The 24985-nt window shown below is 71.5% G+C and carries 23 protein-coding genes; 9 read left to right on the top strand and 14 right to left on the bottom strand.

Annotated features, from left to right (window positions below; all coding sequences use genetic code 11):
• The first annotated feature begins 40 nt into the window (after positions 1-40).
• A complete protein-coding gene (rox, locus tag ACFE7W_RS16100; protein ID WP_375425837.1) occupies positions 41-1462 on the top strand; it encodes a rifampin monooxygenase in 1422 nt (473 codons plus the stop codon).
• 63 nt (positions 1463-1525) lie between these two features.
• Here the strand turns inward: rox and phoU are convergent, their stop codons facing one another.
• Entirely contained in the window at positions 1526-2191 is a 666-nt protein-coding gene (gene phoU, locus ACFE7W_RS16095; RefSeq protein WP_375425836.1) for a phosphate signaling complex protein PhoU, read from the bottom strand.
• 170 nt (positions 2192-2361) lie between these two features.
• On the opposite strand from phoU, the gene ACFE7W_RS16090 reads away from it, so the two are divergent.
• Positions 2362-3585 carry a sensor histidine kinase gene (locus ACFE7W_RS16090; protein WP_375425835.1) on the top strand — a complete coding sequence of 408 codons (1224 nt, stop codon included), beginning with the start codon at positions 2362-2364 and terminating at the stop codon, positions 3583-3585.
• Positions 3582-4259, top strand: coding sequence for a response regulator (locus ACFE7W_RS16085; protein ID WP_375425834.1), 678 nt, complete (start codon positions 3582-3584; stop codon positions 4257-4259). The genes ACFE7W_RS16090 and ACFE7W_RS16085 overlap by 4 nt, the downstream gene beginning before the upstream one ends.
• A gap of 40 nt (positions 4260-4299) precedes the next feature.
• Here the strand turns inward: ACFE7W_RS16085 and ACFE7W_RS16080 are convergent, their stop codons facing one another.
• A complete protein-coding gene (locus ACFE7W_RS16080; RefSeq protein WP_375425833.1) occupies positions 4300-4647 on the bottom strand; it encodes a hypothetical protein in 348 nt (115 codons plus the stop codon).
• 22 nt (positions 4648-4669) lie between these two features.
• Positions 4670-4975 carry a PadR family transcriptional regulator gene (locus tag ACFE7W_RS16075; RefSeq protein ID WP_375425832.1) on the bottom strand — a complete coding sequence of 102 codons (306 nt, stop codon included), beginning with the start codon at positions 4973-4975 and terminating at the stop codon, positions 4670-4672.
• Between the two features lie 148 nt (positions 4976-5123).
• Between ACFE7W_RS16075 and ACFE7W_RS16070 the strand changes: the two genes are divergently transcribed.
• Positions 5124-6083, top strand: coding sequence for a ribose-phosphate diphosphokinase (locus ACFE7W_RS16070; protein ID WP_375425831.1), 960 nt, complete (start codon positions 5124-5126; stop codon positions 6081-6083).
• A 197-nt stretch (positions 6084-6280) separates the two neighbouring features.
• On the opposite strand, the gene ACFE7W_RS16065 is transcribed toward ACFE7W_RS16070, so the two are convergent.
• Complete coding sequence (locus ACFE7W_RS16065; protein WP_375425830.1) at positions 6281-6817, bottom strand: hypothetical protein; 537 nt, start codon at positions 6815-6817, stop codon at positions 6281-6283.
• Positions 6818-7106: 289 nt separating this feature from the next.
• Here ACFE7W_RS16065 and ACFE7W_RS16060 point away from each other — a divergent pair, with 289 nt between their 5' ends.
• The 3 genes from ACFE7W_RS16060 to ACFE7W_RS16050 all read left to right on the top strand — a co-directional run bounded on the left by ACFE7W_RS16060 (position 7107) and on the right by ACFE7W_RS16050 (position 9473).
• On the top strand, positions 7107-7592 hold the full coding sequence (locus ACFE7W_RS16060; protein ID WP_375425829.1) for a CarD family transcriptional regulator: 486 nt from the start codon (positions 7107-7109) through the stop codon (positions 7590-7592).
• 25 nt (positions 7593-7617) lie between these two features.
• Positions 7618-8088, top strand: a complete 471-nt coding sequence (ispF, locus tag ACFE7W_RS16055) for a 2-C-methyl-D-erythritol 2,4-cyclodiphosphate synthase (protein ID WP_375425828.1) — start codon at positions 7618-7620, stop codon at positions 8086-8088.
• A gap of 71 nt (positions 8089-8159) precedes the next feature.
• A complete protein-coding gene (locus ACFE7W_RS16050) occupies positions 8160-9473 on the top strand; it encodes a hypothetical protein (protein WP_375425827.1) in 1314 nt (437 codons plus the stop codon).
• Positions 9474-9495: 22 nt separating this feature from the next.
• On the opposite strand, the gene ACFE7W_RS16045 is transcribed toward ACFE7W_RS16050, so the two are convergent.
• Positions 9496-10611 carry a neutral zinc metallopeptidase gene (locus tag ACFE7W_RS16045; RefSeq protein WP_375425826.1) on the bottom strand — a complete coding sequence of 372 codons (1116 nt, stop codon included), beginning with the start codon at positions 10609-10611 and terminating at the stop codon, positions 9496-9498.
• A 122-nt stretch (positions 10612-10733) separates the two neighbouring features.
• Here ACFE7W_RS16045 and ACFE7W_RS16040 point away from each other — a divergent pair, with 122 nt between their 5' ends.
• Positions 10734-12440, top strand: coding sequence for a DUF2207 family protein (locus ACFE7W_RS16040; RefSeq protein ID WP_375425825.1), 1707 nt, complete (start codon positions 10734-10736; stop codon positions 12438-12440).
• Positions 12441-12476: 36 nt separating this feature from the next.
• Positions 12477-13946, top strand: coding sequence for a cryptochrome/photolyase family protein (locus tag ACFE7W_RS16035; RefSeq protein ID WP_375425824.1), 1470 nt, complete (start codon positions 12477-12479; stop codon positions 13944-13946).
• Positions 13947-14036: 90 nt separating this feature from the next.
• Here the strand turns inward: ACFE7W_RS16035 and ACFE7W_RS16030 are convergent, their stop codons facing one another.
• From ACFE7W_RS16030 to ACFE7W_RS15990, 9 genes are all read right to left on the bottom strand, one after another.
• Entirely contained in the window at positions 14037-15032 is a 996-nt protein-coding gene (locus ACFE7W_RS16030; protein ID WP_375425823.1) for an aldo/keto reductase, read from the bottom strand.
• A 50-nt stretch (positions 15033-15082) separates the two neighbouring features.
• Entirely contained in the window at positions 15083-18118 is a 3036-nt protein-coding gene (locus tag ACFE7W_RS16025) for a M36 family metallopeptidase (RefSeq protein ID WP_375425822.1), read from the bottom strand.
• A 132-nt stretch (positions 18119-18250) separates the two neighbouring features.
• Positions 18251-18448, bottom strand: coding sequence for a hypothetical protein (locus ACFE7W_RS16020; RefSeq protein WP_375425821.1), 198 nt, complete (start codon positions 18446-18448; stop codon positions 18251-18253).
• A 52-nt stretch (positions 18449-18500) separates the two neighbouring features.
• A complete protein-coding gene (locus tag ACFE7W_RS16015; RefSeq protein ID WP_375425820.1) occupies positions 18501-19967 on the bottom strand; it encodes a glycine hydroxymethyltransferase in 1467 nt (488 codons plus the stop codon).
• Positions 19968-20154: 187 nt separating this feature from the next.
• Positions 20155-21123 (bottom strand): 23S rRNA (guanosine(2251)-2'-O)-methyltransferase RlmB, encoded by a 969-nt coding sequence (gene rlmB, locus ACFE7W_RS16010; RefSeq protein ID WP_375425819.1) that lies wholly within the window; start codon positions 21121-21123, stop codon positions 20155-20157.
• A 1-nt stretch (position 21124) separates the two neighbouring features.
• Complete coding sequence (cysS, locus tag ACFE7W_RS16005; RefSeq protein ID WP_375425818.1) at positions 21125-22540, bottom strand: cysteine--tRNA ligase; 1416 nt, start codon at positions 22538-22540, stop codon at positions 21125-21127.
• 72 nt (positions 22541-22612) lie between these two features.
• Positions 22613-22918, bottom strand: a complete 306-nt coding sequence (locus tag ACFE7W_RS16000; RefSeq protein WP_375425817.1) for a hypothetical protein — start codon at positions 22916-22918, stop codon at positions 22613-22615.
• A complete protein-coding gene (locus tag ACFE7W_RS15995) occupies positions 22915-23397 on the bottom strand; it encodes a hypothetical protein (RefSeq protein WP_375425816.1) in 483 nt (160 codons plus the stop codon). The genes ACFE7W_RS16000 and ACFE7W_RS15995 overlap by 4 nt, the downstream gene beginning before the upstream one ends.
• Positions 23398-23503: 106 nt before the next feature.
• On the bottom strand, positions 23504-24931 hold the full coding sequence (locus ACFE7W_RS15990) for an aminotransferase class I/II-fold pyridoxal phosphate-dependent enzyme (RefSeq protein ID WP_375425815.1): 1428 nt from the start codon (positions 24929-24931) through the stop codon (positions 23504-23506).
• Positions 24932-24985 lie beyond the last annotated feature (54 nt).

The following is a 24985-nucleotide window of genomic DNA, read 5'->3' as shown; positions in this document are numbered from 1 at the left end:
CGCAGAATCACCCCGACCTGTACGGAAGGGGACGGTTCTGGTGATCGACGTGATCGTGGCCGGTGGTGGTCCGAGCGGGATGATGCTGGCCGGTGAGCTGGCGCTGCACGGCGTGGACGTGCTGGTGCTGGAGCGGTCGGCGGTGCCGCCCGGACGCGGTGGGGGACTTGGCCTGCACGTCCGCAGCCTCGAGGTGATGGACCAGCGCGGACTCCTCGAGGAGCTGCTCGCCGAGGGTGTGCCGTACCCGCTCGGCGGGTTCGCGGGCATCGTCCGGCCGGCACCGGACGGCTTGGACACGGCCCACCCGTACCTGCTCGGTGTCCCGCAGACCGTCACCGAACGCGTGGTGAGCGAGCATGCGGCCCGGCTCGGGGCCGAGGTCCGACGCGGGTCCGAGCTGGTCGGGCTGGGCCAGGACGACGACGGCGTGACCGTCGCGCTGGTCGACGGCATGTCGCTCCGCTCTCGCTACGTCGTCGGCGCGGACGGCGGACGCAGCACCGTACGCCGGCTGCTCGGCGTGGACTTTCCCGGTGTGCCGGCGCGTCACGAGTGGCTGATCGGCGAGGTCGAGATCTCGATCGACCCGGAGGCGCTGGCTGCGGCAGTGGCCGAGGTCCGCCAGACGCAGCGGGGGTTCGGGGCCGGACCGGTGGGCGAGGGCGTCTACCGGGTCGTCGTCCCCGCCGAGCGGGTGACCGAGGACCGCGCGGTCCCGCCCACCCTGGTCGAGCTCGAGCAGCGGCTGCGGTTCTTCACCGGCCTCGACGTCGGCGTGCACTCCCCGCGCTGGCTGTCCCGCTTCAACGACGCGACCCGGTTGGCCGAGCGGTACCGGGTCGGCCGGGTGCTGCTGGCCGGGGATGCGTCGCACGTCCACCCCCCGACCGGCGGGCAGGGGCTCAACCTCGGCCTGCAGGACTCGTTCAACCTCGGCTGGAAGCTCGCCGCCGAGGTTGCCGGCTGGGCGCCCGACGGTCTGCTCGACACCTACCAGAGCGAACGCCGGCCGGTGGCCGAGGACGTGCTGACCCTCAGCCGCGCCCAGGCCGAGCTGCTGTCGACCGAGCCGGGTCCCGTGGCCGTCCGCCAGCTGTTGTCGGAGCTGATGAGCTTCGACGAGGTGAACCGCTACCTGGTCGAACGGGTCAGCGCCGTCGGGATCCGCTACGACCTCGGCGACGGCCACCCGCTGCTCGGCCGAAGGTTGCGCGACGTCGCCCTCAGCCGCGGCCACCTCTACGGCCTCATGCACGCCGGTCGCGGCCTGCTGCTGGACCAGTCCGGTCAGCTCTCCGTCGCCGGCTGGGCGGACCGGGTCGACCACGTGGTCGATCACAGTGACGAGCTCGACGTCCGGGCGGTGCTGCTCCGCCCCGACGGCCACATCGCGTGGGTAGGAGATGACCAGGAGAGCCTGGAGAAACACCTGCCCACCTGGTTCGGCGAAGCGACCTAGCCTGCCCACCGGGCTTGTGGCCTCACCCGCCCCATCCGCGCTCGAGCGGAGCGAGAACCATACTTACGGCTGGGGCCAGTACGCGTCTTCGGGGAACTCGCCGGTGACGACGTAGATGATGCGGCGGGCCATGGAGGCGGCGTGGTCGGCGATCCGCTCGTAGTAGCGACCCAGCAGGGCGACGTCGACCGCGGCCTCGACGCCGGAGCTCCAGTCGTCGCTCAGCAGCAGCCGGAACTGGGTGCGACGCAGCTCGTCCATCTCCTCGTCGCGGGCTCGCAGCTCCTGGGCGTTCTGGATGTTGCGGTCGTTGAGGGTCTGGCCGGCGGTGACGACCATCTTCTCGGCCACGTCCCCCATCCGGACGAAGTTGGCACGCAGCTCCGGCGGGACGGCGATCTCGGGGTAGCGGAGCCGGGCGATCTTGGCCACGTGGGCGGCGAGGTCGCCCATCCGCTCGAGCTCGGTCACCATCCGGAGGGTCGCCACCAGGGTCCGCAGCTCACCGGCCACGGGCGCCTGCCGGGCGAGCAGGGAGAAGGCACGCGCCTCGACCTCGCTCTGCTTGGCGTCGAGCTTCTCGTCGTCGCTGATGACCTGTTCGGCGAGGTGGATGTCGGCCTCGAGCAGAGCGGTCGTGCTGCTGCGGACCGCCGACGACACGGCCTGCGACATCTGCACGAGGTCGGCCAGGATGTCGTCGATCTGTTCGCGGTAGGAGTCCCGCATGGGTCAATCCCCTCTGTGACTGGAGTGGCCCCAACCCTATGCCTGACCCCTACACCGAGCCGCCCAGCCGGTGAACGACAGGTGAACAGGTCCGGAACGCTGCGCGGATCCGTGCGGGGGCGGGGTGTGAACGCTCTCGGACGGGCGGCCGACGCCCTTACTATTCCCGTGTGAACACCACCCTGGCGGCTGGCTTGGGGCTGGTCGTCGGCGTGGTCGTCGGCCTGCTGCTCGCCCGCTGGACCGGTCGGGATCGCCCGGAGCCGATGCAGCCGTTCGAGGCGCCGGAGCCGGTCGTGCCGGACGGCGTCGCCGACCTGCTGGCCATCCTGCCCTCCTCCGGCGTCGTCGTCGGGCCCCACGACGAGGTGCTCGAGGCCACCACGACCGCCCGCAACCTGGGCCTCGCCCGGGGCAGCCGGGTGGCGCTGGCCGAGCTGCTCGAGCTGGTGCGCGCCGTCCGGCGGGACCGGATGATCCGCACGGTCGAGCTCGAGGTGACCCGGGGTCCGCGCGCCGCGTCGACGTACCTGACGGCCCGGGTGGCCCCGCTCGAGGGCGGTCAGGTGCTGATCCTCGCCGACGACCAGACCACCGCGCGACGGATCGAGCAGACCCGGCGGGACTTCGTGGCCAACGTCAGCCACGAGCTGAAGACCCCGATCGGGGCCATCTCGCTGCTGGCGGAGGCGGTCGAGGACGCGGCCGACGACCCGCCGGCCGTTCGCCGCTTCGCCGGCCGGATGGGCGTCGAGTCGGCCCGGTTGAACGACCTGGTGGCCCAGATCATCGAGCTGTCCCGGCTGCAGGCCGACGACCCGCTCGCCGACCCGGAGGAGGTCGACGTCGACGAGGTGCTCTCCGACGCGGTCGACCGATGCCGGGTGGACGCCGAGCAGCACGGCGTGTCCCTCGCCGTCGCCGGCACCCGCGGCACCCGGGTGCTGGGCAGCGCGCGCCAGCTCATCGTGGCCGTCGGCAACCTGGTCGAGAACGCGGTCGTGTACTCCGACCCGGGCGCCCGCGTCGTCGTCGCGGCCCACGTGCAGGCGATGAGCGACGACGACTACGTCGAGATCACCGTCTCCGACAACGGCATCGGCATCTCGCCGAACGAGCTGGACCGGATCTTCGAGCGCTTCTACCGCGTCGACTACGCCCGTAGCCGCGCCAACGGCGGTACCGGACTGGGGCTGTCGATCGTCAAGCACATCGCTGCCACCCATGGCGGGGACGTGTCGGTCTGGAGCCAGCCGGGCGCCGGCTCGACGTTCACCATCAAGATCCCTGCGCACCTGCAGCCAGGGCCGACGACAGCGCCAGAGGAGGACCGGGGGGCGCCGGTGACGGTGCTGCCCCTCGCCGGCCGGGACGAGCGAGTGGAGGTGCGATGACGCGGGTGCTGGTGGTCGAGGACGAGGAGTCCTACCGCGAGACGTTGGGCTACATGTTGCGCAAGGAGGGCTTCGACGTCGTCGAGGCCGCCGACGGCGCCACGGGACTGGCCGAGTACGACCGGACGGGTGCCGACATCGTGCTGCTCGACCTGATGATGCCCGGGCTGCCCGGTACGGAGGTCTGCCGTCAGCTGCGGCTCCGCGGACCGGTGCCCGTGATCATGGTCACCGCCCGGGACTCCGAGATCGACAAGGTCGTGGGACTGGAGCTGGGCGCGGACGACTACGTGACCAAGCCGTTCAGCCACCGCGAGCTGGTCGCCCGGATCCGGGCGGTGCTGCGGCGCGGCCAGGACGTCGAGCTGGTGCCCGACGTCGTCGAGTCCTCCGGGGTGCGGATGGACGTCGAGCGGCACGAGGTCTCCGTCGACGGCATGCGGGTCAGGCTCGCGCTCAAGGAGTTCGAGCTGCTCGAGATGCTGCTGCGCAACGCGGGACGGGTCATGACCCGGGGCCAGTTGATCGACCGCATCTGGGGGGCCGACTACGTGGGCGACACCAAGACGCTGGACGTCCACGTGAAGCGGTTGCGCAGCAAGCTCGAGCCCGATCCCGCCAACCCCCGCTACCTGATCACCGTGCGCGGGTTGGGCTACAAGTTCGAGGGCTGACGGTGCGGACTGCGGCCACGAGCCGGGCTGCGCCGGTGGCTCAGACGCCCCCGCCGCTCCCGATGCCGAAGCCCGCGCCCGGCGCCGCCGCGGGCCGGTCCCGGTAGGCGTCGCAGCGGAGGCAGATCTCGTAGCGCTCCGCCGTCTCCGGGTTCTGCCGGTCGTCCCAGCGGTGCCGCCGGAGTCGGCAGGGCCAGGGTCGTCGCGCGGTCGTCGTCATGATGGTCTCCTCCGGGGACGGGGCGTTGGTCGTGCTGAGGGCTGTGCGCAGCGCCCACGAACAGGCGAGCACGTTGAGGGAGTGCCGGAGCTGGCGGGAGCGCGGCATGCCGTGGAGCTCGGCCACGAACTCCCGCGCGTACCGCTCCCGCTGTCCCGCCGGCAGCACCAGAGGCTGGCCCCGGGCGCGCTCATGTCGGCTGCGCTGGACGAGCCTGGGGCCACGTCGTCGGGCGACGAGCGCGGGCCAACGCCGCTCGAGCCGCCTCGAGGCCGCCGCCGGTCAAGCCGTAGTACCGGCGGGCGGGACGTCCCTCGAGCCGCGGGTTGATGGCCTCCCATCGCGACTCGAGCCAGCCCGCTCCCTCGAGTCGCGCAAGGATCGGGTGGACGGTGCCGCTCGGCAACCCCGCCAGGTTCCCGATCTCGGCGCCGTAGAGCTCGCGCGTCGGCTCGGCGAGGAGCGCCTCCAGCACCAGGCGGGTCGGCAGGGTCATGCGAGGGGACTGACGTACCACAGTCGTACTCTACCTAGCCCCTAGGTAGAGGACAACCCTGTCTGGCGTCCAGGACGAGGTCTCGGAGGCCCCAGGGCCCCTTCGGACGCGGTCGGAGCACCCTGTCGGGCCCGTTAGGCTGAGCCGCGTGACCGGCGACATCACCGTCTTCTCTGGTTCGGCCCACCACGAGTTCGCGCAGGAGATGTGCTCGATCCTCGGGGTGGAGCTGTCGCACTCGCGCACCACCAGGTTCAGCAACGACTGCCTGCAGGTGCAGCTGCGGGCCAACTGCCGTCAGCGCGACGTCTACATCGTCCAGCCGCTGGTGCCGCCGGTGCAGGAGAACCTGTTCGAGCTGCTGTTGATGATGGACGCTGCGCGTGGTGCCTCGGCCGCCCACATCACCGCGGTCATCCCGCACTTCGCGTACGCGCGCTCGGACAAGAAGGACGCCCCGCGGATCGCCATCGGCGCCCGGCTGGTCGCGGACATGCTGGCGACCGCCGGCGCCACGCGGGTGCTGACGATGGCGCTGCACGCGCCTCAGGTGCACGGCTTCTTCTCCGTCCCGGTGGACCACCTCAGCGCGGTGCTGGAGCTGGCCGCGCACTTCCGCCGCAAGGACCTGAGCAACACCGTCGTGGTCTCCCCGGACCTCGGCAACGCCAAGGTGGCCGCCGAGTTCGCCCGCAACCTCGGGCTGCCGGTGGCCGCGGGCTCCAAGCAGCGCAAGGCCGACGACTCCGTGGTGATCGACCGGATCGTCGGCGACGTCAACGGTCGGGACGTCATCGTGCTGGACGACGAGATCGCCACCGCCGGCTCGATCGTGGAGCTGCTGCGGGTGCTGCGGAACGAGGGCGCCCGGCAGATCTCCATCGTCTGCACGCACGGCCTGTTCACCGGCCCGGCGATCGAGCGGCTCAAGCAGGAGCCCGACATCGCCGAGATCGTCACCACCAACACGGTGCCCCTGCCGCCGGAGAAGCAGCTGCCGAACATCGTGACCCGCTCGGTCGCCCCGCTCTTCGCCGAGGCGGTGCACCGGATCCACGCAGGCGAGTCGGTCAGCAGCCTCTTCAGCGACCGCGAGACCTACGGCTGACCTTCCGCCCGGCTGGGCCTGGGCGCCGGATGGGCGAACCCGGACCGAGGTCTGACCGCCACTTCACAGCCCGTTGGACCGCATCACACCCCTGCGGAAGGGCGCAACGCGGCTCCGAGGCCTGTGAAGTGACCGTCCGGGAAGGTACGGCGGCGGAAGGCGGCGGGGACGAGCCGGTGGGACTGGGCCGCCCGGCGTCAGCTGGGGGTGGGCTCGGGGGTCGGGCTGGCCGAGGTGCCGGGGGTGACCTGCGACCACGGCGGGATGGTGCCGTCGACGACCGGGCAGTTCAGGGTCACCGGGCCGGCCTTGGCGAAGGTCATCGTGACGGTTGCGGTCAGACCGGGCGTCAGGTCGGCGGCCTTGACGCTCAACGGGGCCAGGTTCGTCAGCACCGTGAAGGAGCCGCTGCCCAGCTGCAGGGGGGTGGCCGGCGCCGCCGTCACGGGGGAGCCGGCCGTGCCGTCGACCTTGATCGGGGTCACCGAGACCGAGGTGAGCTGGTCGTCGGTGTTCCCGACGAGGCTGGCCGAGACGACGCCCTCGCCCTCGGTGCGGCTGATGATGACCAGGTTGCGGATCTTCAGCGAGCCGTCGGTCCCGATGTCGGCGTTGGTGCCGTCGGCGGGGGTGTAGGGCTTGTTGGTCTGGGCGTCGAAGCCGCAGCCGGCCACCAGCGCCGTCAGCGTGACCGACAGCAGCAAGGCCGCGACGATCTGCCGTAACCGGCGCACCGCCCGTCCTGCGCGCAACTCTTGGACCACGAGGTCGACTCCTGCCCTGCCCGGGGTACACCCTGTGTGGGGTAACACTGCACCGCAGCCTAGCGAGTCACGAGCCATCGTCATGGGGGGCTCACCCGGAGCCCGCGGACACTGTGGCCCAGAGCACAGGTGACGCACATCCGCCGCCGGTTTGTCAAGCCTCTCTTCGCCGGATACCGGCCTCTGACTAGCGCAGACGCCCGAAAGGCGATCCTGAGAACGTGCTAAACTGGGACCCGCGAAAGGGGTACCAGAGAATATGACCTTTACAGTCGGTGAGACGGTCGTCTACCCAAATCATGGGGCTGCCGTGATCGAGGACATCGAGACCCGCCAGATCAAGGGCGAGGACAAGCTCTACCTCGTCCTGCGTATCGTCGGCCAGACCGACCTCGTAGTGCGTGTCCCAGCCTGCAACCTCGACCTCGTCGGCGTCCGTGACGTCGTCGACGCCGACGGTCTGGAGCGCGTGTTCGGTGTGCTCCGTGCTCCGCACACCGAGGAGCCGACCAACTGGTCGCGACGCTACAAGGCCAACCTCGAGAAGCTGCACTCGGGCAACGTCATGAAGGTCGCCGAGGTCGTCCGCGACCTGTGGCGCCGTGAGCGCGAGCGGGGCCTCTCCGCGGGTGAGAAGCGCATGCTGGCCAAGGCTCGTCAGATCCTGGTTTCCGAGCTCGCTCTCGCCGAGCGGGTCGAAGAGGACAAGGCGGAGATCTTGCTCGACGAGGTGCTGGCCTCCTAGGCAGCCCCCCTTTCCGCCACCGGCCATGGAGATCCGTACCGGTATCGGCGTCGACGTGCACCAACTCGTTCCCGGCCGCCCCATGTGGGTGGCCGGGATCGTCTTTCCCACCGAGACCGTCGGTCCCGAAGGGCACTCCGACGGCGACGTCGTCGCCCACGCCGTCTGCGACGCTCTGCTCAGCGCCGCGGGTCTGGGCGACCTCGGAAGCAACTTCGGGACGTCCGACCCGCGATGGGCGGGAGCCCCGGGCGTCGAGTTCCTGGTCGAGACGGCCGCCCGCGTCCGCGCGGCCGGCTTCACCGTCACCTCCGTGGCCGTGCAGCTGATCGGCAACCGGCCGAAGCTCGGACCGCGCCGTGTCGAGGCCGAGCAGGTGCTCACGGCCGCGGTGGGTGGGCCGGTCTCGCTCGGCGGCACCACCACCGACGGTCTCGGCCTGACCGGGCGCGGTGAGGGCATCGCGGCCATTGCCACCGCGCTGGTCACGCGGTAGGGATCCAGCACCTCGGCGTTCATTTCTCACAGCAGCCCCGGCGACCTCGAGACCGCGCGACAATCCGGCTCATGAGGTACGTCGTCGCCCGGGGTGTCGCCACGATCGCCTTCGGCATCGCCCTCTCCGGTCTTCTTGCTCCTGCGGCGACAGCGCTGGGTTCAGTCCTGATCGAGGACACCTCCGTCACCGCCTCACGCGATGAGAAGGGTGTGATCACCACGGACCTGACGCTCGTCAACCTCTCCGGCTCCGATCAGACGTTGGTGGGTGAGGTGACCACCTCGAGCGGCTGCACCGCGACCGTCGACGACCGGATCCTGGAGCCACACCAGGCCGGGACCGTGACCCTGACCTTTCCCGCGTCGTGCTTCCCGAGTCCGCCGAGCGCACTCACGCTCGACCTTGACGGCGACGGCGACGGCGACGGCGGCCTGCCGGTGGTCACGGTGCAACCGCCGGTCCAGGCCTCCGACTGGGCCCCCCTCCGGTGGGGCGTCGTCGGCGGCGTCATCGCGGCCTTCCTCGTGCTGGTCGCAGGCCTGGTCGCGTGGTTGCTGGCGCGCCACCGGCTGAGCACCGCCAGCGATGAGCGAACCGCCAGCTACGCCCAGACGAGGGCGATCGTCGACTCGCGGATCGCGGCGCTGGGAAAGCCGCCCCTGCAGTGGAAGCCGCTGCCGACGGCGAGCTACCGCGCGACGAGCGTGGTGGCCAACCTGGAGTCGGGCTGGTCGTTCAAGGACTCCTGGATCTCGAACCTGACCCTGGCCACGACAGCCTTCCTCGCCCTCGCGACCAGCGCTGACGCCGCAACGGCCCTGCTCGGCGAGGAGCCGAAAGCTGCGTTCAGGGTGATGGTGGTCGCCGGTCTGCTGAGTGCGATCGTGATCGCGCTTGCCGGTACGGTGACCAAGCTGCTCGGGCCCTCGTCGACGTCGGTCACGGTGCTCGGTCTGGGCCTCGCCGCCGCCATGGTGTGTGCCGCCGCGGTGATGCAGACGGTGACCATCGGGCTCTCCGCGGCCGACCTGGTGGCGTCGTCGTCGTTCCGGCGCACCCTCGCGTACGTGATCATGGGGGCCGTGATGATGGTCGTGGTCGCCTTCGCGATCCGATCGGTCTGGGTGTGGACCGTTCACGGAGCGTCGGACGGCGTTCCGGCGGTCCCAGCCCAGGCTCTGACGGAGTGGCGAGCGACGTCGAGCTGGCAGAGGGCACTGGTGGACCAGCGGATCCGGACGGCGTTCGGGCCGTGGCTGGAGAAGCCTTCCCGAGCCAGAGCGCCGATGGGCCCCGCGACCCACGAGCTGCCGACCGGCAACTCACCGGGCGACGGCCCGCCGTGGTCCCCGAGCTGGGGAAGATCGTCCGCCCTGCTCTGAGGAGCGGGTCGCCATCGCGGGGCTAGCGGACCAGCGACGCCTTCGCGGTGAAGGTGTTGCAGGAGCTCACGGCGCTGGTGCCCAGGCCCGTGTTGCCCCAGTACTGGCGGTTGCGGCCGAGGCCGTGGTTGCCCTCGATGTTGGCCTTGCCGCTCAGGGTGTCGTCGCCGACGGCGTTGTAGACGCTCAGGATGCCGTCGACGTCGGACTGCTCGATGCCGAGCGACTTCGAGGTGGACCGGATGAACATCCCGGAGAGGCAGTCGGCCTGGGTCTCCAGCCGTCGTGAGTAGTCGAGCTGGGTCTGCTCGTCGTCGCTCTGCTGGCTGAGGGCGGCCTCGGAGATCAAGATCCCCGTCCGGGCCTGGAGCGCATGCCCGAACTCGTGGGCCATCACCACGTCCGCAGCCCACTTCTCCGTGGCGACAATGGGCACGGCGTCGTCCAGCTTGTTGCTGTAGTACACCTGCTGGTCGGCCCCGCAGTAGAAGGCGTTGATCCCGCTCTTCCCGCACCTGGTGGTGATCTCGTCGCTGTAGATGGTCACGGTGGGCCGGACGATCTGGTCCCCGGCGCCGGTGACCGGCGGCTCCCAGACGCGCAGCAGGCAGGCCATCAGGTCCTCGAAGTGGGACTTCAGCTTCGCGTCGCTGGCGGTGTCGACGTTGAGCTGGTCCTGCTCGCACCGCACCGGGACCGGCGCGGTCTGGGAGTAGAACGTGTTCTTGGTCAGCATCGCCTCGGCCTCGGCGTAGGTCTCCGGCTGGGGCAGCGCCGGCGGGTTCGCGTCCGGCGGCGGGACCTGGTAGTCGTCGTTCTGGTAGGCGCCACCGGAGGAGGAGGACGAGCCCGAGCTGGCCAGGCCGGCGACGACCGTACCCGCGAGCAGCACCAGGCCGATCCCCACCGCGGCCAGCAGCAACCGGCCGAGGGGGCTGCGACGGCGCTGCGGCGGCCGCCCGTACGGGGTCATCCCCGGCTGCGGGGCGCCGTAGCCGTACGGCTGCTGGTAGCCCTGCGGGGCGGGCGGCTGGTTCCAGCCGCTGAAGCCTGACTGCCCGTACGGGTTGCCCTGTGGCGGTTGTTGGCCCCAGGGGGAGGGGGCGCCGGTCTGGTTGCCCCACGGCTGCTGGCTCACGCGGCAACGATAACGGCGGTGCGGGGCGCGGCGGGGGCACGGTGCAGATCCGCGTCCGGCGGGCAGCGACGACATCGCTGGGTCGCCAGCGCGGTGGCCGCCTGAGATGGGAGGCTGTCCCCGTGCGTTCCCTCCCCCACGCCCGTCCTCCACGTCGTCGGCTCGCCGCGCTGCTGCTCGGCGGCACGGCCGCCGTCGGCCTGGTCGTCGGTCCTCTCGCCCTGCCCGCCGCTGCGGCCGGCACCGCGTCCACCGTCACGGCCTCGGGCAACCTGGGTAAGGACGGGGTGCTCAAGGTGCAGGAGAAGGTCACCTACTCCGGCGCGGCGCCGGCGCAGCTGACCCAGCGGTTCGAGACGCGCCAGGACCTCGTGGGCGGTCGCCAGTACGTGCAGACCCTCTCGCCCTTCACCGCCACCGTCGGCGGGGCGGCGGTCACCCCGACCGTCAGCACGGACAAGCGCTTCACTGAGGTCACCGTGCCGACCAACGGCGCGACCGAGGTCGTGCTCAGCTACAGCGTCACCGGCGCGACGGTCAACCTGGAGAGCGGCGAGACCGCGCTGCGCTGGGCCATGCTGCAGGGGCTGGACGCCTCGGTGCAGACGTTCAGCGCCACCGTGCAGATCCCGGGCAGCATCAGCTACGTCCGCTGCACCGCCGGTGCCCCGAACTCGGCCGTCCCGTGCCGCTCGGCCGCGGCCAGCAGCGAGAACGCGCAGACGCCGGTGTTCAACGACGGGCCGCGCGGTCCGGGCGAGGTCGTGGTGGTCGACATCGGCTTCCCGGCGGGGACCGTCGCCGCCACCGAGGTCATCGACCACCAGTGGAGCTTCGGGCGGGCGTTCTCGCCCTCGCCGCTGCCGCTGGCGCTCGCGCTGGGCCTGCTCGTCCTCGGTGGGATCGGCCTGGTGCTGGCGCACCGTCGCCGGGGCCGTGACGTCGGGGCGGGGGGCCAGGTCGCCCGGGTGGCCGAGTTCGCGCCCACCGCCGCCGGCCACTCGGAGTTCCGGGTGGTCGACGACGTCCGGCCGGGACACGTGGGCACGGTCGCCGACGAGCGCGTCGACCCGATCGACATCACCGCGACGCTGGTCGACCTCGCAGTCCGTGGCCACCTGCGGATCACCGAGCTGTCTCGCGCCAGCGCGTTCGCCCGCGCCGACTGGGACCTCACCCGGCTGTCCGGTGGGGACGCGCTGCGCCCCTTCGAGCAGGCGCTGCTGGACGGCATCGCCCCCGAGGGCGGCAACGTCCTGGTCTCGGAGCTGTCGAGCCGGGTCCACGGCTCGATCGTGCGGGTCCAGGACCTGCTCTACGACGAGATGGTCCAGCTCGGCTGGTACGAGCACCGACCCGACGCGACCCGGAACCGTTGGACGCGGCTCGCCGTGGTCGGTCTGATGGTCGCCGTCGTCGTCACGGTGCTGCTCGCGGCGTTCACCACCTTGGGGCTGATCGGCCTGGCCCTGATCGTCCTCGCCCTCGGCCTCGTCTTCGTCGCGCAGGAGATGCCGTCGCGGACCGCGAAGGGGACGGCCCTGCTCACCGGGCTCGGTGCGCTGCGCTCGGACCTGCTCAGCCACCCCACGGACCAGATGCCGACCGGCCGCGAGCTGGAGGAGCTCTCTCAGCTGCTGCCCTACGCGATCGTGCTGGGCGGCAGCGAGCGCTGGCTCGACGCGATCGTGGCCAGCGACGCCGACGCGGACGCCGACTCCACCGACCTGTCCTGGTACCACGGTCCCGAGAACTGGCACCTGCGCGACCTGCCCGACTCGCTCCGCAACTTCATCACCGGCGTCTCGGGCACCCTGTTCTCCCGCTGACGGGTTGAGGTGGGTTCGCCCGGGTACGGTCGGGCCATGCGCCGACGCTGGTTGTTCGGGGACCAGCTGGGTCCCGCCTTCCTGGACGCCCCGGACCAGCCGGTCTTGATGATCGAGGCGCACTCGGTGCTGCGGCGCAAGCCGTTCCACCGGCAGAAGGCCCACCTGGTGCTCTCGGCGATGCGGCACCGTGCGGCCGAGCTGGGGGACCAGTGCACCTATCTCGTCACCGAGACCTACCGCGAGGGCCTGGCTCAGGTCGACGAGCCGCTGAGTGTCTGCCAGCCGACGTCCTGGCCCGCGCTGCACCTCGTTGACCGGCTGGCGGAGGAACGGGACCTGGAACGGCTCCCGGCGCGAGGCTACGCAACGCCCCGCGCCGACTTCACCACCTGGGCCGACGCCCGCGGGGGCAAGCGCTTGTTGATGGAGGACTTCTACCGCGACTCCCGGCTGCGCCTGGACGTCCTCATGGACGGCGCCGAGCCCGTGCAGGGCCGGTGGAACTTCGACGCGGAGAACCGCGAGCCGCCCCCCCGGACGGAGACGCTGGGGCTGCCCGAGCCGTCCTGGCCGGTCGAGGACGAGATCGACGCCGAGGTCCGGGACGACCTCGACCGGCTGGAGCGCGAGGGCGTGACCTTCGTCGGTGAGGACGGGCCGCGGACCTTCGCCGCCACCCGTGCCGAGGCGCTGAACGCCCTGGACGACTTCGTCACCGCCAGGCTGCCCACCTTTGGCCGCTACGAGGACGCGATCCTGCGCGAGGACCGCTGGATGGCCCACTCGATGCTCTCGGCGCCGCTCAACCTCGGCCTGGTCGACCCGATGGAAGAGGTCGACGCCGCCGTCGAGGCGTACCGGAACGGGGACGCGCCCATCGCCTCGGTGGAGGGCTTCGTGCGGCAGGTGATCGGCTGGCGGGACTACATCTGGCACCTGTACTGGTACCTCGGCGAGGACTACCGGGCGGCCAACGAGCTGCGGGCCGAGGTCGACGTCCCCGAGTGGTTCACCGACCTCGATCCCGAAGGCACCGACGCGGCCTGCCTCAAGTGGTCCCTGACCTCGGTCCGGGAGGTCGGCTGGGCCCACCACATCCCGCGGCTGATGGTGCTCAGCAACTACGCGATGCAGCGCGGCTGGAACCCCCAGCAGATGACCGACTGGTTCCACCGCTCGTTCGTCGACGGCTACGACTGGGTGATGGTGCCGAACGTCATCGGCATGTCCGAGCACGCCGACGGTGGTGTGCTGGCCACCAAGCCGTACGTGGGTGGAGGCAACTACATCAACAAGATGACCAACCTCTGCGGCAGCTGCGTCTACGACCCCAAGCAGCGCCGCGGGGAGAAGGCCTGCCCGTTCACCGTCGGCTACTGGCTCTTCCTGAACCGGCACCGCGAGCGGTTCGCCAAGAACTTCCGGATGGGCCAGATGGTCCGCGGCCTCGACCGGCTCTCCGACCTCGACGAGCTGGTGGCGGAGAACCCCCAGCTTCGCTGACCCGACTCAAGAAGATCGGGTAGCAAGCAGCCGCGAGTACGCGGCCGATTGCTACCCGGTCTTCGGGCGGCCCTTCGACAGGCTCGGGGGTCAGGCGTCGATGCTGCTCATGTCGGGGTAGCGGTCGCCGACGGCGGCCGGCACGGTCTCCTCGAGCTGGGCGAGGTCCTGCTCGGTGAGCTCGACCGCCGCGGCGGCGACGTTCTCCTCGAGGTAGCGGACGCGCTTGGTGCCGGGGATGGGGACGACGTCCTCGCCCTGGGCCAGCACCCAGGCCAGCGCGAGCTGCCCCGGCGTGATGCCCTTGGCGTCGGCCATCGCCCGTACCGCCGCGACGATGCCGAGGTTCGCCTCCAGGGCCTCGCCCGCGAAGCGCGGGTTGTGCCGGCGGAAGTCGCCGGCCTCGAGGCTGTCGGTCGAGGTGATGGTGCCGGTCAGGAAGCCCCGGCCGAGCGGGGAGTAGGGGACCAGCCCGATCCCGAGCTCGCGCAGCAGGGGCAGGATCTCGTCCTCGACGTGCCGCGTCCAGAGCGAGTACTCGGTCTGCAACGCGGTGATCGGGTGCACGGCCTGGGCCCGGCGGATGGTGTCCGCGCTCGCCTCGCTGAGCCCCAGGAAGCGCACCTTGCCCGCGCTGACCAGCTCGGCCATGGCCCCGACCGTCTCCTCCACCGGCACGGTCTTGTCGACGCGGTGCTGGTAGTAGAGGTCGAGGTGGTCGACGCCCAGTCGCTGCAGGCTGGCGTCACAGGCTTCACGCACGTACTCGGGGCTGCCGTCGATCCGGCGGAACGAGTGGTCGTCGGGGTCGCGGACGTTGCCGAACTTGGTCGCCAGCACCACCTCGTCCCGCCGGCCCGCGATGGCCCGGCCGACGAGGATCTCGTTCGTGAACGGGCCGTACATGTCGGCGGTGTCCAGCAGCGTGACCCCGAGGTCGAGGGCGCGGGAGATGGTGGCCACGGCTTCGGACTCGTCCGAGGTGCCGTAGAACTCACTCATCCCCATGCAGCCGAGGCCGAGGGCGGAGACGGTCAGGGCGGCTTCGGCCCGGCCGAGGGTGCGGGTCGTCAGAGGGGTGCTCACCGCCCCAGTCTGCGCGCCCGCTCCGCCCCGGCCGGTCCGGGGGTCACCGCTCAGGACGTCCCGTAGACCTCCAGCTCGGTCATGTCGGTGTACTGGCACCCGGTGTAGCCGCCGTCGGGGCAGTTGCTGGCGAAACCGGGGACCTGCGGGGACAGCATCGTGAACCGGACGTAGCTGACGTTCGCCACCGGCGAGGCGACCGGTACCGCGTTGAGCCGGCCCACGTTGGCCTTGGTGAAGGTCCCGGACGCCGCCAGGGTCCAGGTGGAGCCGTTCGGCGAGGTGTCGATCCGGTACTTGCCGGTGGCTGAGCTCGCGTCGTCACCACAGGTGTTCGACGGGTCCACCGCGAACGAGGACAGCGTGATGGCGTCCGCGAGGTGCACCACGACGGCCTTGGGGATCATGGTGTTCGTCGGGCTGCCGTCGGTACCGGTCGTCGTGCCCCAGCCGTTGCCCTGGCTCAGGTCGATCGCCCGGTCCGGGCCACAGCCGTACGGCGTGAAGTCCGGGCCGGTGAAGGACGCGACCTCCCCGCCCCCGCTGGCCGCCGCCCAGTCGCGCCGGGGATTGAAGAAGACCGTCGCCCCCGACTTCGTGACCTTGACCCGAAGGCTCGGGATCTCATACCCCGAGACGTAGGTCGCGATGGCCGGGTACGTCCCTGTCGGGACCTTGGCGATCTTGAAGAGGCCGGTCGCGTCGGTGAACGCCCGGTAGTCCCCGGCGAAGCCGGAGTCGTGCCCTGAGATCGTGACGAGCGCGTGGGCCAGCGGACGCCCGCTCAGCCCGTCCCGGACCCGGCCCTTGACGGTGACCTTCGGCGTCGACTTGGTCGGCGGCTTGGCGAAGCTCTGGGCCGGCTTGGTGTCCTGGGACCGCAGCGAGGCGGCGTAGAAGCCCATGCCGCGCTTGGCGAAGACGCTCCAGATCTTGGCCCGGTAGTGGCCGCCGTAGACGGCCTGGTCGGCCTGCAGGATCGAGTTGCGCATGTCGAGGAAGCTCGGGTCCGACGGCGACAGCTCCATCGCCCGGGTGGCGAGCATCCCGGTCACGGAGTGCCCCAGCTGGGCGCGCAGGTCCCACAGGGTCTGGCCCCAGATCTCCCCGGACGCGTGCACCTCCGGGTAGCCGATGATCGTGGAGAAGTCCCCGTAGGTGTAGCCGCCCCGGGCCCCCGACGGTGCCGTGCAGCGGCTCGACGTGGTGTTGACCGGGCAGTCGATGCCCATGGTGCGGATCAGGTGCTGACCGGCGTCGACGTACTTGCCCGTGACGACGTCACCGGGGGTCTTGGTGTCGGTCTCCAGCTTGTGGGTGACCAGGTAGTCCTCGGCGTAGTAGTCGCTCCACGCCTCGCCCATCGAGCCGGCCTGGACGCTGTTCAGCGTCGAGTTGCCCGTCGCGTCGACCACGAGCCGGTTGGAGAGGCCGTGGGTGTACTCGTGCAGGATCACGCTCGGGTCGAACGAGGACGAGGTCGGCAGCAGCCCGTCCTGGCTGTTGGTGGCGCCGGGGTAGTGGAACAGGTACATCTGCATGGTCGGGGCGATGCCGTCCGGCGGGGTGTTCATGTTCGCGTTGTCGATGTGGTTGCCGTCCGGCAGGCCGCCGGCCGTGGCCGCGCCGTCGAGGGCGTTCAGCTGGACGGCGTCGCCGTCGCGCTGCTCGAAGTTGCCCGCGGCCCGGGTGAAGCCGAACGGCTTGGCCAGCAGGTAGTTGTGGTAGAGGCTGTTGTAGTAGAAGCCCTGGGTGACGTCCGCCGCCTTGTTCACGGTCCACGAGTTCGGCTGGCTGGGGTTCCAGGTGCACAGCCGCGTGCTCCTGCAGAGCGTGTTGACGGTGGGGAACGAGACGAACTTGTACTGCGGCTTGCTGCCGGTCGAGCCGGGGACGGCCACCGTCTCACCGGCGTTCGCGACGTTGTCGTCGTTCACGTCGGCGAACGCGTTGACGTAGTAGCCGCTGAGCGAGGTGGCGCTCTTGGCCACCATCTTGTGCTTGACCAGGTCGTAGACCTTCTGCTTGCCGCCCTTCGGCGCGCCCGGGTAGTTGCTGAAGACCAGCGCCTGGCCCTTGCTGCTGGCCACGGCCGACGTGGTGGCGTCGGTCGCGGTGCTCGGGCTGCCGCTGGTCGACGGGGTGGTGCTGCTGCCGGCTGTGGTAGCGCCGGGGGTGGTGTCCTGGTCGCTGTCGGTGGTGTCATGGCGGTAGAGCACCGAGCCGGTACGGGCGTCGACCACGTGCTGGTAGTTGAGGTCGGCGCCGCCGGCCTGGACGTAGGTTGACCAGGCCAGCTTGACCCCGCGGCTGGTCGCGAACCACACCAGCTGGGCGCGGTCGTCGTTGCTCCAGGTGACCAGCTGTCCGGCTTTGGCGCTGCGGGACTCCGCCGAGGCCACGCGGCCGCCGACGTCGGTCGCCGCCTTCTGCCGGGCCTGTGCGGCGTCGAGCTCTGGCTGCGGACCGGCCGCGGCGGCCTGTGCGGCGAGGTTCGCGATCGGGGAGCCCTGGATCGAGATCAGCTCACCGTGCTTGGTCACGTTGCCCTTGAGGCCGTTGCCGAAGACGTCGACGCCGTTGACCCGCTGGATCCACGAGAGGTGCTGGATGCCGGCGACGTCGGTGTAGCGGCGACGGAGCACGAAGGTGTCGAGGTCGGACTCGGTCAGCCCGAACGCCGCGAGGTGGGCTCGGACGTAGGCCAGGACGATGACGTCGGCCTTCTTCTTCGAGGCCTTGGTCAAGAAGCCGTCGAGCCGACCGACCATCTTCGGCGTCGCGGTGACCGAGTCGATCTGCTGGATGCCCTGGGTGCCGAGCTCGACGTTGAGGGCGGACTGCGCGGCAGCGCGCCGCGCGGTCACCTTCTGACCGGCCTCGAGCTGCTGCTTGGCCGAGCCGGCCCGGGAGTCGTAGTCGCCCTTGCGCGCACGCTGGCCGTTGCTGGTGTCCTTGCCCGGTTCGATGGGGGACAGCGGCTGGGCGGCCGTCCGCGGTACCCCGGCCAGGGTCAGGGCGGCGATGGTGCCGAACGCGGCGGCGCAGCTGACGACGCGGCGGGCTGGGCGGTGGTGGTGCAACACAGGTGACTCCTCGAGGCAGGCACCGGTCCCCGATGCTTCGCAGGGAAGACTAGGAGGGTTCGAGCCGCTCCGGGCCAGAAGGGCCCTCCGAGACCAACCTGTGACTAAACCGTGAGCAGGCTGTGGATCACCTTAGGCTTGACGGCGCTCGTAGTCCTCGATCGCCTGCCGCATCTGCATCACGGCGGCCTCGATCTCCTCGCCGGGCGGGAGCGGTTGCGGTCGGGGCACGGCCAGGTTCCACGCCCCCAGCCACGCGTAACCGGTCAGCACGAACACGCCGACGGCGAAGAGGACGAGCACGATCGTGGTGACTGTCGTGGGTGCCATGGCGCCTGCCCGACTCGTGGAGGGTTTCGGCGATCGTACCTGCCGCCCAGGGCTAGAGCTGCAGCCCCGGATAGAGCGGGAAGTCCGCCAACAGCTCGGCGCACGCGGCCCGGGTGCGGTCGGCCACCCCGTCGGTCAGGACGTACTTGGCCTTGCCCGGCTGGCCGTTCGAGGCTGTGACCGGGGTGGTCTGCTTCAGCACGCTCACCGCGAGCTCGGCGACCCGGTCGAACTCGTCGGCACCGAAGCCGCGGGTGGTCAGGGCGGGGGTGCCCAGCCGGACGCCCGAGGTGTACCAGGCGCCGTTCGGGTCGCTCGGGACGGCGTTGCGGTTGGTCACGATACCCGCGTCGAGCAGCGCCGACTCGGCCTGCCGGCCGGTCAGCCCGTACGCGGAGACGTCCAGCAGCACGAGGTGGTTGTCCGTGCCGCCGGTGACGAGCCGGGCGCCGCGGTTGAGGAAGCCGTCAGCCAGGGCCTTGGCGTTGTCGGCGACCGCCTGGGCGTAGGTCTGGAACTCACGGGTCCGGGCCTCGGCCAGGGCGACGGCCTTGGCCGCCATCACGTGGCCCATCGGGCCGCCGAGGACCATCGGGCAGCCGCGGTCGACCGAGTCGGCGTACGCACGTGTGGCCAGCACGAGGCCGCCGCGGGGGCCCCGGAGCGACTTGTGGGTGGTGGTGGTGACGAGGTCGGCGTAGGGGACCGGGTCCTCCTCGCCGGTGAAGACCTTGCCGGCCACCAGGCCGGCGAAGTGGGCCATGTCGACCATCAGGGTGGCGCCGACCTCGTCGGCGATCTCGCGCATCGTGGCGAAGTTCACCCGACGGGGGTAGGCGGAGTAGCCGGCGATCAGGACCAGAGGCCTGAACTCCTTCGCCGTGGCGCGCAACCGGTCGTAGTCGATCCTCTGGGTCTCGGGGTCGGTGCCGTAGGAGCGCTGGTGGAACATCTTGCCGGAGATGTTCGGGCGGAAGCCGTGGGTGAGGTGGCCGCCGGCGTCCAGGGACATGCCCAGCGCGCGCTGGTTGCCGAACTTGTGCCGCAGCGTCTCCCACTGCTCCTCGGTCAGGTCGTTGATGCCCTTGACCCCGAGCTCGGCCAGCTCCGGCAGCTCGACCCGGTGGGCCAGGATCGCCCAGAACGCGACCAGGTTGGCGTCGATGCCCGAGTGCGGCTGGGCGTAGGCGTACTCGGCGCCGAAGAGCTCGCGGGCGTGCTCGGCCGCGACCGCCTCGACGGTGTCGACGTTCTGGCAGGCGGCGTAGAAGCGGTGCCCGATGGTGCCTTCGGCGTACTTGTCGGAGAGCCAGGTGCCCATGGTCAGCAGCACCGCGGGGGAGGCGTAGTTCTCCGAGGCGATGAGCTTGAGCGAGCTGCGCTGGTCGGCCAGCTCCTGCCGGGTCGCGTCGGCGATCCGGGGCTCGACGGACTCGATCACGCTCAGCGCGGACTGGTAGGCCTGCGAGGCGGTGGCGGCGTAGTCGAGCGCGGCGGGGGTCTCGGTGGTGAGCGTCACGGCGCCAATCTACCGGTCCGACCCCCGGGGTTCGCCACCCCGATCGGCGCCCGGTCGACCAGGTCGGCGGGCATGAGCAGCTCCGTCTCGACCACGGCCAGCAGGGAAAGCGCGCTGGCCTCCGGCGTGCCCGCGGGTGGCGATGGCCGCGCTCAGCGGCGCCGAGGCCTGGTGGAATTTCGGCTGGTCAGGCCCGGTGGCGCGAGATCTCGTAGAGGGCGATCCCGGTGGCCACGCCGGCGTTCAGCGACTCGACGTCGGTCCTGATCGGGATGGAGGCCATCACGTCGCAGGCCTCGCGGACCAGCCGGGAGAGCCCGTCGCCCTCGCTGCCCACGACCAGGACCAGGGGTCCGGACGCCTGCGGCAGGTCGGCGATGTCGACGTCGGCCTCCCCGTCCAGCCCGACGAGGGTGAAGCCGGCGCTCTTGAACGCCCGCAGCGAGCGGTTCAGGTTGGTCGCCCGGGCGATCGGGATCCTCGCGGCGGCGCCGGCCGAGGTCTTCCATGCGGCGGCGGTCATGCCGGCGGAGCGGCGCTCGGGGATCAGCACCCCGTTGGCACCGAACGCGGCCGCCGAGCGGACGACGGCGCCGAGGTTGCGCGGGTCGGTGATGGAGTCCAGGGCCACGACCAGCGGCTCGCCGTCGGCGGTCAGCGCGGCCGCGAGCAGGTCGTCGGGGTGGGCGTAGGCGAACTCGGGCAGCTGCAGGGCCACCCCCTGGTGGATCGCGCCGCCGGTCATCTTGTCCAGCTGGTCGCGCGTCACCTCGAGCATCGGCGTCCGGGTGTCGGCGGCGAGCTTGAGGATGTCGCGCAGCCGGTCGTCGCGCTCGGCGCCCTCGGACACGTACGCGGTCTTGATCGGGATGCCCGCCTGCATCGCCTCGAGCACGGGGTTGCGGCCGGCGACCCACTCGGGCCCGGTGCCGGGACGGCCGGTGCGCTGCGGGGGTCCGCCACGCTCGTTCCGACCCCGGGCGGCGGCCGCCGCTGCGGACTTCGGGGACACGTACGACTTGTGGTAAGGACGGTCTTCGGCCTTCGGGGTCGCGCCGCGACCCTCCAGGCCGCGCCGGACGCGACCGCCCGAGCCGGCGGTGTTGCCCTTGCCCTTGCGTCGGACAGCGCCCTTGCGCTGGCTGTTCCCGGGCATGTCAGCCCTTCCTGGTCAGCGACCAGCGAGCGCCGCGTGGGGTGTCCTCGAGGGTGATGCCGAGGCTGGTCAGGGTGTCGCGGACGGCGTCGGCGGCGGCGTAGTCCTGACGCGAGCGGGCCTCGTCGCGAGAAGCCAGGACCGCGGCCATCAGGCCGTCGACCACCGGCCGGTAGTCCTCGTCGGCCGAGCGCTGCCGCTGCCAGACCGGGTCCTCGGCGTCCAGCCCGAGCACGGCGAGCATCGCGCGGACGTGGCTGAGGTGCTTGGCCAGCGCCTCGAGGTCACCGGCGTCGAGGGCGCTGTTGCCGTCGCGCACCTCGTCGTAGAGCACGGCCACGGCCGCGGGAGTGGAGAGGTCGTCGTCCATGGCCTCAGCGAAGGTCTGCGGCAGCTCGGCCCGGTCCGCGTCGGGGACCAGCTCAGCCGCCCGTTCGACGAACCCGTCGATCCGGGCCAGGGCGGCGGTCGCCTCGGCGAGGGAGTCGTCGGAGAACTCGATCGCCGAGCGGTAGTGCGGCTGGGCGAGGTAGAAGCGGACGGCCCGGGGCGGGTAGGTCTGGGTGACCTCGGAGACGAGCGCGCCGTTGCCCAGGGACTTGCTCATCTTCTCCCCGGCCGCGGTGACCCAGGCGTTGTGCATCCAGTAGCGGGCGAAGCGCTGGCCGGCCGCCGTGGACTGGGCCAGCTCGTTCTCGTGGTGCGGGAAGCGCAGGTCGATGCCGCCGCCGTGGATGTCGAACTCGTCGCCGAGGTACTTGCCGGCCATCGCCGAGCACTCCAGGTGCCAGCCGGGACGGCCGCGGCCCCAGGGCGTCCACCAGGAGGCGGTCAGCGGCTCGCCCTCCTTGTGCCCCTTCCACAGGGCGAAGTCACGCGGGTCCCGCTTGCCCCGGGGGTCCGCGTCGGCGGCGGCCTCCATGTCGTCGATCCTCTGCCCCGACAGCGACCCGTACGCGGGCCAGGAACGGACGTCGAAGTAGACGTCGCCCGAGTCGTCGGCCGCCGCGTAGGCGTGGCCGCGCTCGATCAGGACCTTGATCATCTCGATCATCTCGGGCACGTGGCCGGTGGCGCGCGGCTCGTAGGTGGGGGGCTCGCAGCCCAGCGCAGCGTAGGCGTCGTGCAGCTCGCGCTCGAACCGGTACGCGTGGGCGAACCACGGCACCCCTGCCTCGGCCGACTTGGTCAGGATCTTGTCGTCGATGTCGGTGACGTTGGCGACGACGGTGACCCCGTACCCGCGGTGCCTCAGCCAGCGGCGCAGCACGTCGAAGACCACCTCCTTGCGGATGTGGCCGACGTGCGGAGCGGACTGGACGGTGAGCCCGCAGTGGTAGATGGAGACCTGTCCGGGGACGACGGGCACGAAGTCGCGGATCCCGCGGGTCGCGGAGTCGTAGAGCCGGAGAGTCACCGCGGCAGCCTACCGGTCTACAGCCGGCCGGCCACGCTCGAGGAGGTCAGGGGCGCGGGGAGCGCGCGCGGGTCACCGGTGGCGGAGGACGTCGTTCCGCTCGACGAGGGCGGCCTGCCAGCCGCGCACGAAGCGGGGCGCCTCGACCCCGAGCCGGTAGGTCGCCAGACCCGCGAGCACGGTGGCGACGGTGTTCACCAGCAGCGAGGCCACGACCGCCGAGGACATCGGCTGCGCCAGGTTCTGCAGCGTCGCGACGACCAGCCAGACCGTCAGCGACCCGAGCACCACCGTCGCCGCCGGGCCGAGGTTGGCGAGAAGTCGTAGCTGGTGAGCAGGAGGGTCGGCCCGTCGGTGCGGCGAGGGAGTCGAGGTCATGGCCACACCTTAGGGCTCGAGGTGGCCACGGTCGGTGCCGGCGTGGCCGGGAGGGGGCGGAGCAGGACGCCGAGCAGGACCCCCACCGCGGCCGGGGCGCCGACCAGGGCGGCGTAGAGCACGTAGGTCTCGGCGACGTCGCTGAGCCCGATTGCCGCCAGGTTCGGATAGGCGCCCGGGCCGGTGAGGTTGGAGCGGAGGTAGTCCGCCGTCTCGAACAGGCCGACGAGCGGCACGACGAAGGCCCAGACCAGGTAGAGCCGCAGCCGGTCGCGCTGGAAGAGCCCGTCCAGCAACGCGAGCGCGAAGGCGAGCACGCAGAGCTTGAAGAACACGTCGAGACCGTCGGCGAGGGCGTCGGTCCCGTCGGCCAACGCGGTCAGCGCCGCGACGGCGGCGACGAGACCGCCGGCGCGGAGGACGACGTCGAGCGCGATCCGCAGAGGCCGGTGGGAGGAGTGGACCAGCGGTGACGTCATGTCTCGACCCTGCCCCGTCGAGTGGCCCGGCGCGTCCGTCCCTGGGAGGCGCCCGGTCCTCCTGCGGGTGGAACCTGGGTGTGGCCGAGGGCTCGGGCAGCCGGCGTCAGTCCTGGTGACGGAGCACCCGCAGCGTGCGCAGCGACGGGTCGGCGGCGTAGGCGATCCGGACGCCGGCGGCGCGGGCCTGGGTCAGCGCGGTGAGGGTGCCTTCGGTGATCCTCTCGCCCGGGGCGAGGACGGGGATGCCCGGCGGGTAGGGCGCGACCAGCTCGGCGCTGATCCGTCCGGTCGCCAGGTCGATCGGCACGACCTCGGCGGCGGCGAAGAAGGCCCGGCGGGGCGGCACCGCGGTCTCGGAGTCGACCCGGTACGTCGCGGCGGCGACCACGTCGCGGGGCCGGCCGCGGTGTCGCTCGATGGAGCGTCCGATCGCGTTGGCGAGGGCGTCCAGGGTCTGCCGGGTGTCGGCCAGCGAGACCACGGCGACGATGACGTCGCGGTCCGCCGACTCGACGGGCAGCCCCTCCGCCAGCAGGTCCTGCTCGACGGCGTTGCCGTCCGCGCCGGTCCCGGACAGCACCAGCGTCAGCTTGAGCGGGTCGACCCGCGGCCCGTCGAGCACCACGAGCCCGGCCACGGCCAGCAGCCGCTCGCGCGCCGCACGGGCCGCTCGGAGGGCCCCGTCGAGGAGCTGCTCACCGTCGCGCGCCAGCAGGGCCCGGGCCGCGTCGATGCTGGCGAGCATGGCGCCGGCGGGGCTGGTGGTCGCCGTCGCCTCCACGCCCGCGTCCAGCCGGGTGGCGTCGACGCGTCCGGTCCGGGCGAGGACGATCGCCGCCTGGCTCCACGCGGGAAGGGTCTTGTGGGCGCTGGTCACCATCACGTCGGCGCCGAGCTGCAGCGCGTGCCGAGGCAGGCTCGGGTGGAAGCCGAAGTGCGCAGCCCAGGCGGCGTCGACGACCAGGGGCACGTCGTGGCGGTGCGCCACCTCGGCCAGCCCGGCGACGTCGCCGACGGTCCCGACGTAGGACGGGTCGCCCACCAGTACGGCCCGGGCGCACGGGTGCTCCCCGAGCGCGCGGTCCACGGTCGCGGGGGCGACGCCGAGCGGCAGCCCGGTCGCGACGTCGACCTCCGGACGGACCCACACCGGGACCAGGCCCGCCAGCACCAGACCCAGCAGCATCGAGCGGTGCAGCGTGCGGCTGACGATGACTTCGTCGCCTTCCCGACCGAGGGCGAGCGCCACCGCCTGGTTGGCGTGGGTGGCCCCACCGGTGGAGAACCGGCAGAAGACGGCCCCCCACAGCTGCGCCGCGCGTTCCTCGGCTTCGGCCAACACGCCATCCGTGAGCTTCATGGTGTCCAGCCCGGCGTACAGGGGGACGTCGCCCGCGACCACGTCGCCGACCAGGTCGTCGCGCTGCTTGTGGCCGGGGATCGTGAAGGGCGTCGGCGGCGCCTCCTGGAAACGCAGCCACGCGTCGAGCAGCGGCGCCTCTTCGCGCAGCCCGCGCGGGTCAGTCGGCACCGGGCACCTCGCCGGGCCCGCGGTCCCTGGGCTCTGACACCCCTGCATCCTCTC

The organism is uncultured Friedmanniella sp. (assembly GCF_964244285.1).
GTDB lineage: Bacteria > Actinomycetota > Actinomycetes > Propionibacteriales > Propionibacteriaceae > Microlunatus.
The sequence above is the reverse complement of the archived record's forward strand: the minus strand, read 5'-3'. Positions and strand labels throughout refer to the sequence as shown.